This window comes from Micromonospora sp. URMC 105 (genome assembly GCF_051386295.1).
GTDB lineage: Bacteria > Actinomycetota > Actinomycetes > Mycobacteriales > Micromonosporaceae > Micromonospora.
Window position 1 is genome coordinate 1 of the sequence record NZ_JBPQTL010000118.1, and the last position, 15484, is coordinate 15484.

At 74.4% G+C, this 15484-nt stretch carries 13 protein-coding genes; 5 read left to right on the forward strand and 8 right to left on the reverse strand.

The annotated features are described in order from the left end of the window. Positions 1–33: 33 nt before the first annotated feature. The gene (locus ACSNN7_RS25880) at positions 34–306 is read right to left on the reverse strand and encodes a DUF4031 domain-containing protein (protein ID WP_436683544.1); all 273 of its coding nucleotides are present in this window, start codon (positions 304–306) and stop codon (positions 34–36) included. Positions 307–341: 35 nt separating this feature from the next. Between ACSNN7_RS25880 and ACSNN7_RS25885 the strand changes: the two genes are divergently transcribed. Continuing rightward, positions 342–1742, forward strand: a complete 1401-nt coding sequence (locus ACSNN7_RS25885) for an FAD-binding oxidoreductase (protein WP_436683545.1) — start codon at positions 342–344, stop codon at positions 1740–1742. Between the two features lie 23 nt (positions 1743–1765). Here the strand turns inward: ACSNN7_RS25885 and ACSNN7_RS25890 are convergent, their stop codons facing one another. After that, positions 1766–2269, reverse strand: coding sequence for a hypothetical protein (locus tag ACSNN7_RS25890; RefSeq protein ID WP_436683546.1), 504 nt, complete (start codon positions 2267–2269; stop codon positions 1766–1768). Between the two features lie 87 nt (positions 2270–2356). Continuing rightward, positions 2357–4189, reverse strand: a complete 1833-nt coding sequence (locus ACSNN7_RS25895; RefSeq protein WP_436683548.1) for a glycerol-3-phosphate dehydrogenase/oxidase — start codon at positions 4187–4189, stop codon at positions 2357–2359. A gap of 170 nt (positions 4190–4359) precedes the next feature. Here ACSNN7_RS25895 and ACSNN7_RS25900 point away from each other — a divergent pair, with 170 nt between their 5' ends. From ACSNN7_RS25900 to ACSNN7_RS25910, 3 genes are all read left to right on the forward strand, one after another. After that, complete coding sequence (locus ACSNN7_RS25900) at positions 4360–6846, forward strand: S8 family serine peptidase (RefSeq protein WP_436683549.1); 2487 nt, start codon at positions 4360–4362, stop codon at positions 6844–6846. A 47-nt stretch (positions 6847–6893) separates the two neighbouring features. Continuing rightward, positions 6894–7814, forward strand: a complete 921-nt coding sequence (locus ACSNN7_RS25905) for a GNAT family N-acetyltransferase (protein WP_436683551.1) — start codon at positions 6894–6896, stop codon at positions 7812–7814. A 122-nt stretch (positions 7815–7936) separates the two neighbouring features. After that, positions 7937–8179, forward strand: coding sequence for a hypothetical protein (locus tag ACSNN7_RS25910; protein ID WP_436683552.1), 243 nt, complete (start codon positions 7937–7939; stop codon positions 8177–8179). A gap of 61 nt (positions 8180–8240) precedes the next feature. On the opposite strand, the gene groL is transcribed toward ACSNN7_RS25910, so the two are convergent. The 3 genes from groL to ACSNN7_RS25925 form a co-directional block, all read right to left on the reverse strand. Next, positions 8241–9863, reverse strand: coding sequence for a chaperonin GroEL (gene groL, locus ACSNN7_RS25915; RefSeq protein WP_436683554.1), 1623 nt, complete (start codon positions 9861–9863; stop codon positions 8241–8243). A 274-nt stretch (positions 9864–10137) separates the two neighbouring features. Next, positions 10138–11271 carry a hypothetical protein gene (locus ACSNN7_RS25920; protein WP_436683555.1) on the reverse strand — a complete coding sequence of 378 codons (1134 nt, stop codon included), beginning with the start codon at positions 11269–11271 and terminating at the stop codon, positions 10138–10140. A 106-nt stretch (positions 11272–11377) separates the two neighbouring features. After that, a complete protein-coding gene (locus ACSNN7_RS25925; RefSeq protein ID WP_013288855.1) occupies positions 11378–11581 on the reverse strand; it encodes a cold-shock protein in 204 nt (67 codons plus the stop codon). A gap of 223 nt (positions 11582–11804) precedes the next feature. On the opposite strand from ACSNN7_RS25925, the gene ACSNN7_RS25930 reads away from it, so the two are divergent. Further along, entirely contained in the window at positions 11805–12326 is a 522-nt protein-coding gene (locus tag ACSNN7_RS25930) for an N-acetyltransferase family protein (protein ID WP_436683557.1), read from the forward strand. Between the two features lie 43 nt (positions 12327–12369). Here the strand turns inward: ACSNN7_RS25930 and paaN are convergent, their stop codons facing one another. Continuing rightward, on the reverse strand, positions 12370–14043 hold the full coding sequence (gene paaN / locus ACSNN7_RS25935; protein WP_436683558.1) for a phenylacetic acid degradation protein PaaN: 1674 nt from the start codon (positions 14041–14043) through the stop codon (positions 12370–12372). A gap of 91 nt (positions 14044–14134) precedes the next feature. Beyond that, complete coding sequence (locus ACSNN7_RS25940; protein ID WP_436683559.1) at positions 14135–15154, reverse strand: GNAT family N-acetyltransferase; 1020 nt, start codon at positions 15152–15154, stop codon at positions 14135–14137. Positions 15155–15484: the final 330 nt, after the last annotated feature.

Here is a 15484-nt window from a genome sequence, read left to right on the forward strand (position 1 = left end):
GCGGGGGACGGCCCCGGGACGGCGCGGCCGAGGTCAGCGGGTGGGGCGGGTCAGGTGTTTGGGGCGGCGCAGGCCGGCGTCGCGGAGCAGGCGGACCAGCTCCCGGCTGGGCACCACCCGGGCACCCAGCCAGACCGCCACGGCGAAGCGCTCGGCGGGGATGTCGTAGTGGTCGCGGTCGAAGCCGCGCCGGGGCACGCCGAGGGTCTCGGCGAAGGCGTGCAGCTCCGCGTGGGAGACGTCGCTGATCAGGTGGGACCAGAGCCGGCCCCGCCACGGCCAGGCGGGCCGGTCGAGGTACAGCATGGCGGCCAATCTAGCCGCCGGTTAGCCTCTCCCGCATGGCCGGATCCCCCCTCCTCGACGACCTGCGTGCGGCGCTCGGCGACGACGCCGTCCTCACCGACCCCGATCTGCTCCGGATGCACCAGCGCGACGAGGCGGACCTCTGCCCGGCCGGTACGCCGCTGGTGGTGACCCGGCCGCGCGACACCGCCCAGGTGGTCGCCGTCGTCCGGGCCGCCGCCCGGCACGGCGTACCGGTGGTGCCGCAGGGCGCCCGGACCGGCCTGGCCGGTGCCGCGAACGCGGTCGACGGCGCGGTGGTGCTCAGCACGGTGGCGATGGACGCCATCCTGGAGATCGACCCGGTGAGCCGGATCGCCGTGGTGCAGCCCGGCGTGGTCAACGCCACGCTGGCCGGGGCCGTGGCGAAGCAGGGCCTCTACTATCCGCCGGACCCGGGCTCCTGGGAGTCCTCCACCATCGGCGGCAACGTCTCCACCAACGCGGGCGGCATGTGCTGCGTCAAGTACGGCGTGACCACCGAGTACGTCCTCGGCCTGGAGGTGGTGCTCGCCTCCGGCGAGGTGCTGCGCACCGGCCGGCGTACCGCCAAGGGGGTCGCCGGGTACGACCTGACCCGGCTCTTCGTCGGCTCGGAGGGGACCCTCGGGGTGATCACCGAGATCACCGTGTCGCTGCGCCCGGCGCCCGAGGAGTCGCTGACCATGGTGGCGGTCTTCGGGTCGACCGCCGAGGCGGGCGCGGCGGTGGCCGACATCGCGGCGAAGGGGCTCAGCCCCAGCCTGCTGGAGCTGCTCGACCGGACGCACCTGCAGGCCATCGAGGCGTACCGGCCGATGGGGCTGCGGACCGACGCGCAGGCGCTGCTGCTGGCCGCCGCGGACACCGGCGCCCGGGCGGCGGACGACCTGGCCCGGCTGGCCGAGGTCTGCGAGGCCGCCGGCGCCGAGGAGGTGTACGCGGCCACCGACGCGGTGGAGGCGGCGGCGCTGCTCCAGGCCCGCCGGCTGGCGCACCCGGCGATGGAGAAGTTCGCCGCGGACGCCTTCCCCGGCGGCAACGGCGGCCTGGTGATCGACGACGTGGCGGTGCCGCGCGGCTCCCTCGCGGCGCTGCTCGACGGGGTGGCCCGGATCGCCGAGGAGTGCGACGTGCCGATCGGCGTGGTCGGGCACGCCGGGGACGGCAACATGCACCCGAACATCGTGGTGGACCGGGCCGACCCGGCCAGCCTGGAGCGGGGCCGGCGGGCCTTCGACGAGATCATGCGGCTGGGTCTGGACCTCGGCGGCACCTGCACCGGCGAGCACGGCGTCGGGCTGCTCAAGCGGGACTGGCTGGCTCAGGAGATCGGGCCGGTCGGGATCCGGGTGCACCAGGCGATCAAGGCGGCGCTGGACCCGGCCGGGCTGCTCAACCCGGGCAAGGTGCTCTGAGACGGCCGGCCCGCCGCCCGAGATCAGGCGGTGGGCTCGGCGGGGGTGGCCTGGGTGAGCAGCAGCAGGATCTCGTTCGCCACCGGCGGCCGCTCCTCACCCGGGCAGTCCTGCGAGGTGATCAGGCCGGCCGAGGTGAGCAGGCTGGAGGTCAGCGCGTCGATGCAGCTGACCCGGTAGCGGCGCGCCTCGTCGGTCTCCTGCGCCAGCCGCGGGTCGGCGAGCAGGCTGTGCAGCCGCTTGAGCTGCTCGGGGTCGAGGCTGCCCGTCGAGGTCACCCCGTCGCCGGCGCAGTCGTCGCACTCCCAGTGGCCGTCCGGCTCGACGTTGAGCGAGCGCAGTGGACCGTCCTGACCGAGCTTCTGCACCAGGCTGACCCGGCCGGCGCCGGCCCCGGCGGACGCTCCCCCGCCGCCCACCTTGTCCGGTGTGGACTTACCGTCGCCGTCGAACACCGAGCAGGCGGTGAGGGCGACGGTCAGGACGGTGCAGACGATGAGCATGCGTGACCACTGGTTGGGAACCACGCGCCGCAACTTACCCCACCGTAGGTAGCGGCCGGTACCGGCCGACCGTACGGGCATCGATGGCTGTAACGTTCGGGTCCCGCTCGGTCAGCGGGACGAGGTGGGCAGGTCGGCGCTGTCCCCGTCGACGCCCCGGTCGGCGGCGAACCCCCGCACGTCCGGCGCGCCGAGCCGGGCCGCGTCGGCGGTCGCGTCGTCCGGCATCAGCTGAGACTCCCGCTCCGCCTCGACCCGGGCCCGGTAGTGGGCGATCTCGCGCTCGCGGGTCGCCGCGTCCCAGCCGAGCACCGCACCCATCAGCTCCGCGGTGTGCCCGGCCGATTCCAGGCCGCGGTGGGTGGTCTCGAAGGAGATCCGGGTACGCCGGGTCAGCACGTCCTCCAGGTGCAGCGCACCCTCGGCGCGGGCCGCGTAGGTCACCTCGGCCGCCAGGTACTCCGGCGCGCCGGCCAGCGGCGAGGCGAGCAGCGGGTCGGCGTCGACCAGGGCCAGCAGCTCCCGGGTGAGGGTGCCGTACCGCTCCAGCAGGTGCTCGACGACGCCGACCGGCACCCCGTGCCGGCGGGCCAGGTCGGCCCGGTCCCGCCACATGGCCGGGTACCCGTCGGCACCGAGCAGCGGCAGGTCGGCGGTGCGCGAGGGACGGCCGCCGCCGAGCCGGCGGACCGCCCGGTCGACCACGTCGGAGGCCATCACCCGGTACGTCGTGTACTTGCCGCCGGCCACCAGGAGCAGCCCCAGCATCGGCTCGAAGACGGCGTGCTCGCGGGAGAGCTTGGAGGTGGAGTCCGCCTCGCCGGCGAGCAGCGGGCGCAGCCCGGCGTAGACGCCCTCGATGTCCTCGGTGGACAGCGGCCGGTCGAGCACCGTGTTGACCTGGTCGAGCAGGTACTGGATGTCGCGGGCGGAGGCGGCCGGGTGAGACCGGTCCAGCCGCCAGTCGGTGTCGGTGGTGCCGATGATCCAGTGCCCGCCCCAGGGGATGACGAAGAGCACGCTGGTGGCCGTCCGCAGGATCAGCCCGGTCTCCCCGGTGATCGCCGAGCGGGGGACGACCAGGTGCACGCCCTTGGAGGCCCGCACCCGGATGCCGGGGCGCAGCCCGACGTCGTTGAGCATCCGCGACATGTCGTCGCTCCACACGCCGGTGGCGCCGATGACGGTCCGGGCGCGTACCTCGAACTCGGCGTCCGGGGAATCGGCGGCCGCCTCCAGGTCGCGGACCCGGACCCCGGTCACCTCGCGGGCCTGCCGGACCAGCCCGACCGCCCGGGCACTGTTCACCACGGTCGCGCCGAGGCTGGCCGCGGTGCGCGCCAGGGTCACCACCAGGCGGGCGTCGTCGACCTGGCCGTCGTAGTAGCGGATGGCACCGGCCAGCGAGTCGGCCCGCAGGCTGGGGAAGATCCGGCGGGCGCCCTCCCGGCTCAGGTGCCGGTGCAGCGGCATCCCCCGCCCGCCGCCGAAGACCCCGGCGAAGGCGTCGTACGCGGCCACCCCCGCGCCGTAGTAGGAGCGGCGGAACGCCCGGGCGGGCAGGTCCCGCAGGCCCCGGCCGGCGGGCAGCGGCACCAGGATCGGCACTGGCCGGACCAGGTGCGGGGCGAGCCGGGTGGCGAGCAGGCCGCGCTCGGTGAGCGCCTCGTGGACCAGGTGGAACTCCAGCTGCTCCAGGTAGCGCAGGCCGCCGTGGATCAGCTTGCTCGACCGGCTAGAGGTGCCGGCGGCGTAGTCACGGGCCTCGACCAGGGCCACCTTGAGCCCACGGGAGGCGGCGTCCAGCGCGGCGCCGGCCCCGGTCACGCCGCCGCCGATGACCAGCACGTCGAACTGCTCGGACTTCAGGCGGCGCAGGTCCGCGGCGCGGCGCTCCGGAGAGAGCTGACCGGCGGCGGATCGAGTCACGTTGGGGTCGCGCACAGGTCCACCGTAACCGCCCGGGGCCCCGGGCAGCAGGCCCCGCCCCCGGCCGGTGGCCAGGAGAGGCATTGATCACCCGCCGCGGGACGGCAAGATCGGGGCCGACGGATTCGGGCACGGCGGGACGGGACGGACGCCGGGGCGGGGGCCGGGCGTCGTACTGTTTCCGGATGCGGGCCGAGGCACCTCCGACCGGAAGCGACGGGACCGCCGGGTCCGCCAGCCCCTGGGCGGTGGTGGCGGCCGTGCTGGCGGGCGCCTGGACGGTGGCGATCACCGTGCTGCTCCAGGTCGCCGGTTGGTCCGTGGACCAGGTGCGGCTCGTCAGCGGGCTGGATCGGTGGCCCTGGGTCTGGCCGGCGGCCTGCCTCGCCACCGTCCTGCTGGTCGGTCTGCCGGCTCTGCTGCTGGCGCTGCTCCCCCGGTCCACCGCGCTCCGGACCACCGGCCGGGCCTGGCTGGCCGGGGCGCTCGCGCTCGGCGCGCTCGGCGCGCTGCGGGCGCTCCCGCCGGTACACCACGAGCTGTACCTGGCCGCGCTGGCCGGCACCGCCGCCGTGCTGACCCTGATCGCCCTCCGGCTGCGCGGCCGGGCCGTCCTGCCGGGCACCGACCGACCGGGCGGACCGGACGGACCGGAGGACGCGGTCGGTGCGCGGCCGGAGGCAGGCGGGCACGCCGGCCGCCGACGCGACCGTCGGCCGGACCCGGTGACGCTGCTCGCGGTGGCCGCCGGGCTGGCGCTGCTGCTCCCCTGGGCCTGGCTCGGGGCGCTCGGCGGGCCGCTGGAGACCGTGCTCGCCGCGCTGGCCGCGGCGGCGCTGGGCGCGCTGGCCGGGGTGCTGCTCGACGGGCGGTTCTGGTCCCCCTTCGGCGGCGGCGAGCCGCCCCGACCCGCCCGGCTGGTGCTGGCCGGCGGCCTGGCCGGCGGGGTGACCCTGCTGCTGCTGGCCGCCGGTACCGGGCACTCCGGCGCCCAACTGCCCGCGCTGCTCGGCGTGCCGCCGGTCGGCTTCACGCTGGCCGCCCTGTACGCGGCGAGCCGCCGGACCGGCAGCCGAGCCACCGGGCCGGTCGGCTGGCTGGTCGGCCTCGCGCTCTTCGGCCCGCTCGCCTTCGCCGACCCGGAGGAGGTCTCAGTCCTGCTCGCCACCAGCCGCGACGTGCCGTTCTGGGTGGCCGCCGCGGCGGTCGCCGGGCTGGCCGTCGCGGTCCTGCTCGCGGTCGGGTACGGCGTCCTGCTCGCCCGGCCCCGGGGGGTCACGCCGAGCCGGCGGGTGGCCGCGTCCGCCGCCGGGGTGCTGCTGGCCGCGGTCGCCCTGGTCCACGTGGTGCCGGGGCAGCCCGGGCTGCACGGTGAGCGGCTGCTGGTGGTGCTGCGCGAGCAGGCCGACCTCTCCGGCGTCCCGGCCGGCGCGCCGGGCCGGGCGGGGCGGGACGCGCGGGCCGCCGAGGTGTACCGTCGGCTGACCGCCACCGCCGAGCGGACCCAGGGCGGTCTGCGCCGGGACCTGTCCCGGCTGGGCCTGAGCCCGACCCCCTACTACCTGGTCAACGCGATCGAGACCGACGGCGGACCGGCGGTCCGGGCCTGGCTGTCCGGCCGCCCCGAGGTGTCCCGCGTGCTGGTCAGCCAGCGGGTACGTCCGCTGCCCGCCCCGGCCCCGACCACCTCCGGCACCGCGTCGGCCCCCGCCGGCCCGGACTGGAACATCCGGATGCTCGGCGCCGACCGGGTCTGGTCGGAGCTGGGCGTGACCGGTTCCGGGGTGGTGGTCGGCAGCTCGGACTCGGGCGTCGACGGCCGCCACCCGGCCCTGGCCGACGGCTTCCGGGGTGGCGACGACTCCTGGTACGACCCGTGGGACGACACCCGCGTCCCGAACGACACCGGTGGGCACGGCACCCACACGGTGGGCAGCGCGGTGGGCCGCAACGGCGTCGGGGTGGCCCCGGGCGCGCGCTGGGTGGGCTGCGTCAACCTCGACCGCAATCTCGGCAACCCCGCGCACTACCTGGATTGTCTTCAGTTCATGCTGGCCCCGTTCCCGTCCGGCGGGGACCCGTTCACCGAGGGCCGGCCGGAGCGGGCCCCGGACGTGCTGACCAACTCGTGGGGCTGCCCGCCGGTCGAGGGCTGCGACACCCGGGTGCTGCGGCCGGCCGCCGACGCCCTGGCCGCCGCCGGGATCCTCGTGGTGGCCGCGGCCGGCAACACCGGCCCGTACTGCGGCTCCATCGCCGACCCGCCCGCGCCGTACCCGGACGTGCTGACCGTCGGCGCGGTGGACCGGAACCGCCGGGTGACCCTCTTCTCCAGCCGCGGGCCGGCCCCGGGCGGCGCGGCCAAGCCGGACGTGGTCGCCCCGGGCGCGGGCGTGCTGTCGGCCATGCCGGGCGGCGGCTACGCCACCCTGGACGGCACCTCGATGGCGACGCCGCAGGTGGCGGGCGTGGTGGCGCTGATGTGGTCGGCGAATCCGGCGCTCGTCGGCGACCTGGAGCGCACCCGCCGCATCCTGCGGGAGACGGCGAAGCCGGCGCAGGCCAGTTACCGCTCCCGGGCGCCCGGGGACGCCTGCGGCGGGGACGCGAACATCACCGGCGCCGGCCTCGTCGACGCGTACGCGGCGGTGCAGGCGGCCCGGAGGAGCTGAACGGGGCCTTGCGCCGACCCGTGGTGGTTGATCTAGGGTCGGCCACCATGGAGTTCACCCTCGCCGACCTGCCCGCCGACCGCCTCCCCGCCGTCGTCGCGCTCTGCGGCCGCGCGCTCGACCTGCCCGAGGACGCCGCCGAGGCGGAGTCCGTGGTGACCGCCCTCTGGCCCCGCGCGGCGGCGGACCGGACGGTGCTGGCGCTCGGCGCGTACGCGGGGGACGAGCTGATCGGGGTGCTGATCGGGTCGCTCTCGGCGGCGGAGGAGCGACTCGGGCACGTCGACCTGCTCGCGGTGGCGCCGCAGCGGCGTCGCCGGGGTGTCGGCCGGGCGCTGGTCGCCGAGGCGGAGCGGCGCCTCGCCGGTCTCGGCGCTACCGAGCTGCTGCTGGCCGGCAACCCGCCCTACTACGCCTGGCCGGGCGTCGACGTGCGGTACACCCCGGCGGTCTGCCTGGCGCTGGCGCTCGGCTACCGGCAGGACCGTACGGCGTGGAACATGACCGCCGACCTGTCGTACGACGGGTCGCCGGCGCTGCGCACGACGGAGCCGGCCGAGGCGCGGCTGGCTGCCCAGGGCGTGTCGGTACGCCGGGCGGAGCCGGCGGACCTGCCGGCGCTGGCCGCCTTCGCCCGGTCCACCTTCGGCGGCGCCTGGGACGGCGAGCTGGCCGGTTCGGTCGGCCGGGACGGCGCGGGCTGCCACCTCGCGGAGCGGGACGGGGAGATCCTCGGCTTCGCGGCCTGGGGATCGTCGCGGCCGAGCTGGTTCGGGCCGATGGGCACCGCGCCGGCGGCGGAGGGCTCGGGCATCGGCGGGGTGCTGCTGCGCCGCTGCCTGCGCGACCAGCACGCGGCCGGGATCGGTGCGGCGCAGATCGGCTGGGTCGGGCCGGTGCCGTTCTACTCGGGCAGCGCGGGTGCGCGGATCGAGCGGGTCTTCTTCCTGTATCGCCGGACGCTCTGACGGGCCCGGCCGGGAACCTGCACACATAGACAATCCGGCAAATAGGATATAGATCCTGATAATGCCATTCGCCCACATGGGTGATCGGCGGCCCCTACCGTTTCCGGTAGAGGAGGCGGCCGATGACCACGGACGACGAACAGACCGACGACGCGGTGCCCCGCACCTGGGCCCCGGTCGGCGACCCGCCCATCCAGGTGCCGTTCGACCGGCGGGACTTCGGCGACGCCGAGCAGCTCGCCGAGATGACCGGCGCGGACGAGCCGGAGGCCGACGAGCCGGTGACCGTGGTGGACGAGCCCGTCGCCGTACGACCGCCGTACGACCGGGCGCAGAAGCGGCGTAACCAGCGCAGCCTGCCCTGAGCAGACGGAAAGGGGCGGACCGCTCGCGCGGCCCGCCCCTTTCGGCGTTGTGGAGCTGGACTCAGAAGTCCATGTCCCCGCCACCCGGACCAGCCGGGGCGGCCGGGGTCTTCTCCGGCTTGTCCGCCACGACGGCCTCGGTGGTGAGGAAGAGCGCCGCGATCGACGAGGCGTTCTGCAGCGCCGAGCGGGTCACCTTGGCCGGGTCGATGATGCCCGCGGCCAGCAGGTCGACGTACTCGCCGTTGGCGGCGTTCAGGCCGTGACCCGCGTCGAGGTTACGGACCTTCTCCACCACGACGCCGCCCTCGAGGCCGGCGTTGACGGCGATCTGCCGCAGCGGGGCGTCCAGCGCGATCCGGACGATCTGCGCACCGGTCGCCTCGTCGCCGGTCAGGTCCAGCTTGTCGAAGGCGGTCTTGCCGGCCTGCACCAGCGCGACGCCACCACCCGGGACGATGCCCTCCTCGACGGCCGCCTTCGCGTTGCGAACGGCGTCCTCGATGCGGTGCTTGCGCTCCTTGAGCTCGACCTCGGTGGCCGCGCCGACCTTGATCACCGCAACCCCGCCGGCCAGCTTGGCCAGGCGCTCCTGCAGCTTCTCACGGTCGTAGTCGGAGTCGCTCTTGTCGATCTCGGCCCGGATCTGGTTGACCCGGCCCTGGATCTGCTCGGCGTCGCCGGCACCGTCGACGATGGTGGTCTCGTCCTTGGTCACCACGACCTTGCGGGCGCGGCCCAGCATGTCGACGCTGACGGCGTCGAGCTTGAGGCCGACCTCCTCGCTGATGACCTGGCCACCGGTGAGGATGGCGATGTCGGTCAGCATGGCCTTGCGGCGGTCACCGAAGCCCGGCGCCTTGACGGCGACCGACTTGAAGGTGCCCCGGACCTTGTTGACCACCAGGGTGGCCAGGGCCTCGCCCTCCAGGTCCTCGGCGATGATCAGCAGCGGCTTGCCGCCCTGCATGACCTTCTCCAGGATCGGGAGCAGGTCCTTCACCGACGAGATCTTGCTGTTGACGATCAGGATGTACGGGTCGTCGAAGACGGCCTCCATACGCTCCGGGTCGGTCATGAAGTAGGCCGAGATGTAGCCCTTGTCGAAGCGCATACCCTCGGTGAGCTCGAGCTCCAGGCCGAAGGTGTTGCTCTCCTCGACGGTGATGACGCCTTCCTTGCCGACCTTGTCCATCGCCTCGGCGATGATCTCGCCGACGGTGCTGTCACCGGCGGAGATGGAGGCGGTGGAGGCGATCTGCTCCTTGGTCTCGACGTCCTTGGCGAGCTTCGACAGCTCCTCCGAGACGCTGGCCACGGCAGCCTCGATGCCCCGCTTCAGGGCCATCGGGTTGGCGCCGGCGGCCACGTTGCGCAGGCCCTCGCGGACCAGGGCCTGGGCCAGGACGGTCGCCGTCGTCGTGCCGTCACCGGCGACGTCGTCGGTCTTCTTGGCGACCTCCTTGACCAGCTCGGCGCCGATCTTCTCGTAGGGGTCCTCGAGCTCGATCTCCTTGGCGATGCTCACACCATCGTTGGTGATGGTGGGGGCACCCCACTTCTTCTCGAGCACGACGTTGCGGCCCTTGGGGCCGAGCGTCACCTTCACGGCGTCGGCGAGCTGGTTCATGCCCCGCTCGAGGCCGCGGCGCGCCTCTTCGTCGAACGCGATCATCTTGGCCATACGGCGTTGTCCTCCTGGACACTCACGGGCCACCCGAGTGTTGTGCCCCGGATGGGCCGCCTGGTGTACGCACCTTGGGACGTCGCCACCTGGCGACGACGACGTCCTTCGGCCGGGCCGGATAGCCCGCGACGACCGGCCATGTGCCGCACAGCGTCTTGGAACGCCGCTGCGGCCGTGGCCCTACCGTCCCGACCATTGGCACTCACCATACGCGAGTGCCAATGACTTGTTTAGCACTCTCCCCTGCCGAGTGCAAGCACGCCCGGGCCGGTCAGCCGAGTTCCGCCGCCAGTCGCGCGGCGTTCACCGGGGCCTCGTAGGCCCGCTGCTCCGCGTACGTCACGATCAGCCCGACCAGCTGGACCAGGTAGACCGGGACGACCAGCGTGGCGGTCACCGCGACCACCACGACCGCACCCACCGCGGTGCCCGGCGCGGCGAACGGGTCGGTGCCCAGCGCCGCGGTGCCGATTAACTCCAGCACCGCGCCGAACAACGTGCCGGCGACGACCACCGCCACCACCAGCGCGACCCGGGCGGGCACCATGCCGAGCCGGCTGCGGAAGAGGCGGAAGGAGCGCCCGATCGGGTTCTGCCGCTCGAAAAGATAGACCGGACCGGCCAGGGCCAGCGCGAAGGCGAGGTAGACGCCGGGTATCACGCAGAAGCAGAACCCGAGCGTGACCAGCAGGCCGATCAGCAGGGTCCAGCCGTACAACCCGGGGGACCGGCGCAGGCCGTACCGCAGCGCGCCGCCCAGGTCGGCCGGCTCACCGGCCGCCTGACGGGTGACCACCCACGTGCCGGCCGCCCAGCCCACCGCCTGCACCAGGTACAGGAGCAGGGCGGCGACCAGCGTCACGCCGCCGAAGGTGAGGAAGTCGCCCAGGAAACCCGCCGGCAGCGAGCCGTCGGCCGGCAGCGGCTCCTCCTCCGGACCCAGCCCGAGGGTGGCGATCGAGAGGACGGCGGCGGGGAGGGCCTGGGTGAGCAGCATGATCGGCACCAGCGTGCGCCAGCCGCGGCGCAGCGCCCCGCCGCACCGGGCGAACCAGCCGCCGATGCCGGCACCCGGCGGGTTCACCAGCGGGTCGGCCGGGTCCCATCCGCCCTGGGCGGGCCATCCGTACGGCGGCGGGTACCCGGGGTAGGGCGGGAAGCCGGCGTACGGGCCGGCGCCGGGCGGCCACCCACCGGTGGGCGGGAAGACCCAGCCCGGGGGTTGAGCGGCGGCCGGATCCCCCGGCGAGGGCGCGCCGGGCTGGCCCGGTGCGGCCGGCTGGCTCGGTGCGGCCGGCTGGCTCGGTGCGGCCGGCTGGCCCGGTGCGGTCGGACCCCCGGGACCGGGCTCGGGCGAGCCCTCAGGACGGGACTCGGGCGGAACCGACGGGGACTGGTCGGACATGGGCGGCTCCTCAGCGACGGCTGGAACGGCTCATGATCTTCCCTGGCACCCGCCCACACCGCTGCCCCGCCCTCGGGCGGCGGCCCCGGCCGGACCGGGCGTCGGCTCAGGCGATGACGCGGACCCGCTCGGCCTGGGGGCCCTTCTGGCCCTGGGCGATCTCGAACTCCACCCGCTGCCCGTCGTCCAGCGCCTTGTAGCCGTCCATCTCGATGGCGGAGAAGTGGACGAAGACGTCCTGGCCGCCGTCGACGGCGATGAAGCCGTAGCCCTTCTCGGCGTTGAACCACTTCACGGTGCCCTGTGCCACGGTGCACTTCCTCACTCTGCGCGGCGTTCCACGACCCCGGAGGCCGGCGGACCGGCACCGGAGGACCACCGCTTCGGCGATCGGTGAACGCCGTTGAATCGGTGACCGAAATCGCACGCTACACGAGGCGTGACGGCGGCGCACGACCCTAAATCGGGCATATTCCGGCGCCCCGGCGACCGCCCCACCCATCGGCGGTGGTCGCTGCGGTATGCATGCGGACATGACACCTGCTCCGGCCCGGCCGCGCGCCACCGTCCGCCGGGTACGCCCCGAGGACGCCGCCCGGATGCGGGCCCTGCGGCTGGAGATGCTCGCGGACGCGCCGCTGGCGTTCCTGGAGACCGTCGCCCAGGCCGCCGCCCGCCCGCACGCCGACTACGCCGCCCGGATCGCGTACGTCTCCCGGGGCGACCACACCGCCCAGTTCGTCGCCGATCCCGGTGGCCGGCTGGTCGGCCACGCCGGCGGCACCGCCGCCCCGGACGAACCCGGCCTCACCGTCGTCTACGCCGTCTACGTCACCCCGGCCTGGCGGGGCAGCGGGCTGCTCGCCGACCTGATCGAGGGGGTCGCTGCCTGGTCGCGCGCCTGCGGTCGCCCCGAGCTGATGCTGGAGGTGGTGGTCGGCAACCACCGTGCCTACCGCGCCTACCGGCGGCTGGGCTTCACCGACACCGGGGTACGCGTGCCGCACCCCACCGTGCCCGCCCTGCGCGAACTCCAGATGCGCCGCCCCGCCTGACCCGTCCGGGAATCGGGCGGGGCGGCACACCCGGCTGAAGAACTCAGACGTGCCGACGGCTCTGCACGATGCGGAACCGGTTCGCCACGTACGCCCCGTCGGTCAGCGCGGCGTTGGCGGCCGGGTTGGCGCCGCTGCCGTGGAAGTCCGAGAAGGCGGCCGACTGGTTCACGAAGACCCCGCCGGTCAGGTTGCAGGACAGGTGCACGCCCACGTCGACCGCGGCGGCCTCGGCGGCGTCCAGGACCGTCTCGTCGGTGGAGTAGACGGCGGCGGTCAGCGCGCCCTTCTCCCCCACCGTCGCGCGCATGATCTCCAGGCTGTGCGCGGTGGAGTCGGTGGCGATGACGAAGGAGATCGGCCCGAACCACTCACGGCCGTAGGTCGCGGTGTCGTCGGCGGCCAGCTTCACGATGGCCGGCGTCCGCACCACCGCGTCGGGCAGCGCCGGGTGCTCGACGGTACGGGACTCCAGCACCGGCTCGCCGACCTTGGTCACCTCGTCGAGCCGCTCCAGCACCCCGTCGTTGACGATGGCGCCGGTCAGCTCGACCCCGCGCGCCGGGTCGGCGGTGAGCTTGCCGACCGCGCCGGCGATCCCGGCGGCCACCTCGTCGAAGCTCTTGTGCCCCTGGTCGGTCTCGATGCCGCCGGAGGGGATGAGGATGTTCTGCGAGGTGGTGCACATCTGGCCGCTGTACAGGGTCAGCGTGAAGCCCAGGTTGCGGCACATGCCGGCGAAGTCGTCCGTGGAGTCGACGACCACCGTGTTCAGGCCGGCCTTCTCGGTGTAGACGGCCGCCTGCCGGGCGTTCGCCTCCAGCCAGTCGCCGTACTCCGTGGAACCGGTGAAGTCGACGATCTTCACGGCGGGGTGCAGCGCCAGGGTGGAGGCGAGCTTCTCCCCCGGCCCCTCGGCGGCGAGCAGCACCAGGTTGGGGTCGAAGCCGGCCTCGGCCAGCACCTCGCGGGCGTACTTCACGGTGATGGCCAGCGGCAGCACCGCGCGCGGGTGCGGCTTGACGACCACCGGGTTGCCGGTGACCAGCGAGGCGAAGAGCCCCGGGTAGGAGTTCCAGGTGGGGAACGTGTTGCAGCCGATCACCAGGGCCACGCCCCGGGGCACCACGTGGAACGTCTTGGTCATCCGCAGCGGGTCGCCCTTGCCGGCCGCCTTCTCCCAGCCGGCCGTCCCCGGGTGCCGGGTCATCTCGGCGTACGCGTAGGCGATCGCCTCCAGCGCGCGGTCCAGCGCGTGCGCGCCACCGGCCTGGAAGGCCATCACGAACGCCTGGCCGCTGGTGAACTGCACCGCGTTGGCCAGCTCGAAGATGTGCTTGTGCAGCCGGTCGAGGATCTCCAGGCAGACGCCCGCGCGGACCTGCGGGCCGGCGTCGCGCCAGGCCGACAGGGCTGCGGAAGCGGCGGCCACCAGCTCGTCGGCACCGGCGTGCGGGTAGCGCACGTTCAGCTCCAGCCCGAACGGGCTGGTCTCGGTGGCGACCCGGTCGCCGGAGCCGGGCTGGTCGAGGGGGAAGTCGCCGTTCAGGTACGCCTCGAAGGCGGCCTTACCGTCGGCGGCGGCGGTCTCGCCGTACACGCGGGGGCTGGGTGACTCGGGATAGGCGGACCAGTATCCCCGCTCCGTGATGGCGGTCAGCGCACGGTTCAGGGTGTCGGCGTGCCTGTCGTACAGGGGGTGCGGGGTCTCCGTCATGCCCGCCATCATGCAACAGGTGGGCCCCAGATCAGTAGAGCAGTGTCACAAGTGGGATCGTCACCCGCCACTCGGTCCCGCCGCCCGGACCTCAGAGCGTGAGCTGCCACTCCGTCAACTCGTCGACGGGCCGGAAGCCGAGCTGCTCGTTGATCCGGATCATGTGCCCGTTCTCCGCCGCGTTGAAGGTGTCGATCACGCGCAGCGCCGGCTCGTGCGCCAGGACGTGGCGGAGGTTCTCGATCTTCGTCAGCAGTCCGAGCCGGCGGCCGCGGTGCGCCGGGTCGACGATGGTGCTCTGCTGCCACGCGTGCCAGTCGGCGCTGGCGCCGAGGCTGAGCATGCTCCAGGCGACCAGCCGGCCGGAGGCCTCGTCGACCGCCCCGACGTGGTAGCGGCGGCTGCCCCGCAGGTCGAGCGCCCGCTCGGTGCCCCGAATCCGGTCCGCGTCGACCCGCTCCTGCTCCCACTGCAGGTCGCCGAGGGGCGTGTCGGTCATCATCCGGCCCTCCAGGTAGGCGACGTCGTGGACGTACTCCTCGGGGGTGCCCTGTCGCCAGCGGACCGGGCGGTAGCCCGCGGCGGCGCTGCGCGCGCCGGCCAGCAGGGTGTCCACCGCGGCCCGGTCGAGGGCGGTGGTGTCCAGCCGGCGGCGTACCTCCGTCAGGGCGGGGCGGGCGCCGGCCGCGGCGGCGAAGGCGCTCCCGGCGCTGTCGCGCGCCGGGCCGCCGGGCAGGGCCGAGACGACCTCGCCGACCACGCGCTTGCGCCCTGCGTCGCGCAGCAGCCGCACCCCGTGCTCGTGCAGCGCCCGGCCGACGCCCTGCCGCCGGTACGCGGGATGCACCACCAGCTCGGCGGCGGCGTTGTCGGTGTTGTCCAGTTGCGGCAGATCGAGGCGGAGCCAGCCGGCCGGCACCCCGTCGAGCCGGGCCAGCGCCCAGTGGACGACGAGACCCGGCATCGGGTGCCGGACCAGGGCCTCGAAGCGCCGCCGGCAGTACGGCGGGAGGTCCGGCACGTCCGCGTCGTTGGCCGCCGCGCCGATTTGGTACGCCGCGTCGACAGCGGTCTGGTCGTCCGGCTCGACCGGCGTGATGGAGATGCCCATGCGGTGAGCCTGCGGCCCGAACAGCGAGCGGGCCAGCGAATTTCTCGCTGGCCCGCTCGGACGTTGGTCGGGAGGGACGTCCGCACAACGCCTCCGGCGTTGGGTCGTAAGAACTGAAAGTCTCCGGCGAATCGCCCTCCCGCACGGAGCATCTTGCGCCGTCCGGTTCCTGCCGTCAAGTCCTTGTCGGCGGGTTTTCCGCACTCACAGCGAAAAGCCAGTTACCCGGCGGATCGACCCGATCCCCCGTCCGGGCGATCCGCCGTCCCCCGTCCGGCCGGGACGCCGGCCTCCTCGCCTGACCCCGTTCCGCCGCCTCCCGCCCTCCGG

Coding starts and splice junctions, on each gene's coding strand:
- ACSNN7_RS25930 (WP_436683557.1), top strand. CDS start 11,805: ATGACACCTGCTCCGGCCCGGCCGCGCGCCACCGTCCGCCGGGTACGC.
- ACSNN7_RS25920 (WP_436683555.1), bottom strand. CDS start 11,271: ATGTCCGACCAGTCCCCGTCGGTTCCGCCCGAGTCCCGTCCTGAGGGC.
- ACSNN7_RS25910 (WP_436683552.1), top strand. CDS start 7,937: ATGACCACGGACGACGAACAGACCGACGACGCGGTGCCCCGCACCTGG.
- ACSNN7_RS25880 (WP_436683544.1), bottom strand. CDS start 306: ATGCTGTACCTCGACCGGCCCGCCTGGCCGTGGCGGGGCCGGCTCTGG.
- ACSNN7_RS25940 (WP_436683559.1), bottom strand. CDS start 15,154: ATGGGCATCTCCATCACGCCGGTCGAGCCGGACGACCAGACCGCTGTC.
- ACSNN7_RS25885 (WP_436683545.1), top strand. CDS start 342: ATGGCCGGATCCCCCCTCCTCGACGACCTGCGTGCGGCGCTCGGCGAC.
- ACSNN7_RS25905 (WP_436683551.1), top strand. CDS start 6,894: ATGGAGTTCACCCTCGCCGACCTGCCCGCCGACCGCCTCCCCGCCGTC.
- paaN (WP_436683558.1), bottom strand. CDS start 14,043: ATGACGGAGACCCCGCACCCCCTGTACGACAGGCACGCCGACACCCTG.
- ACSNN7_RS25900 (WP_436683549.1), top strand. CDS start 4,360: ATGCGGGCCGAGGCACCTCCGACCGGAAGCGACGGGACCGCCGGGTCC.
- groL (WP_436683554.1), bottom strand. CDS start 9,863: ATGGCCAAGATGATCGCGTTCGACGAAGAGGCGCGCCGCGGCCTCGAG.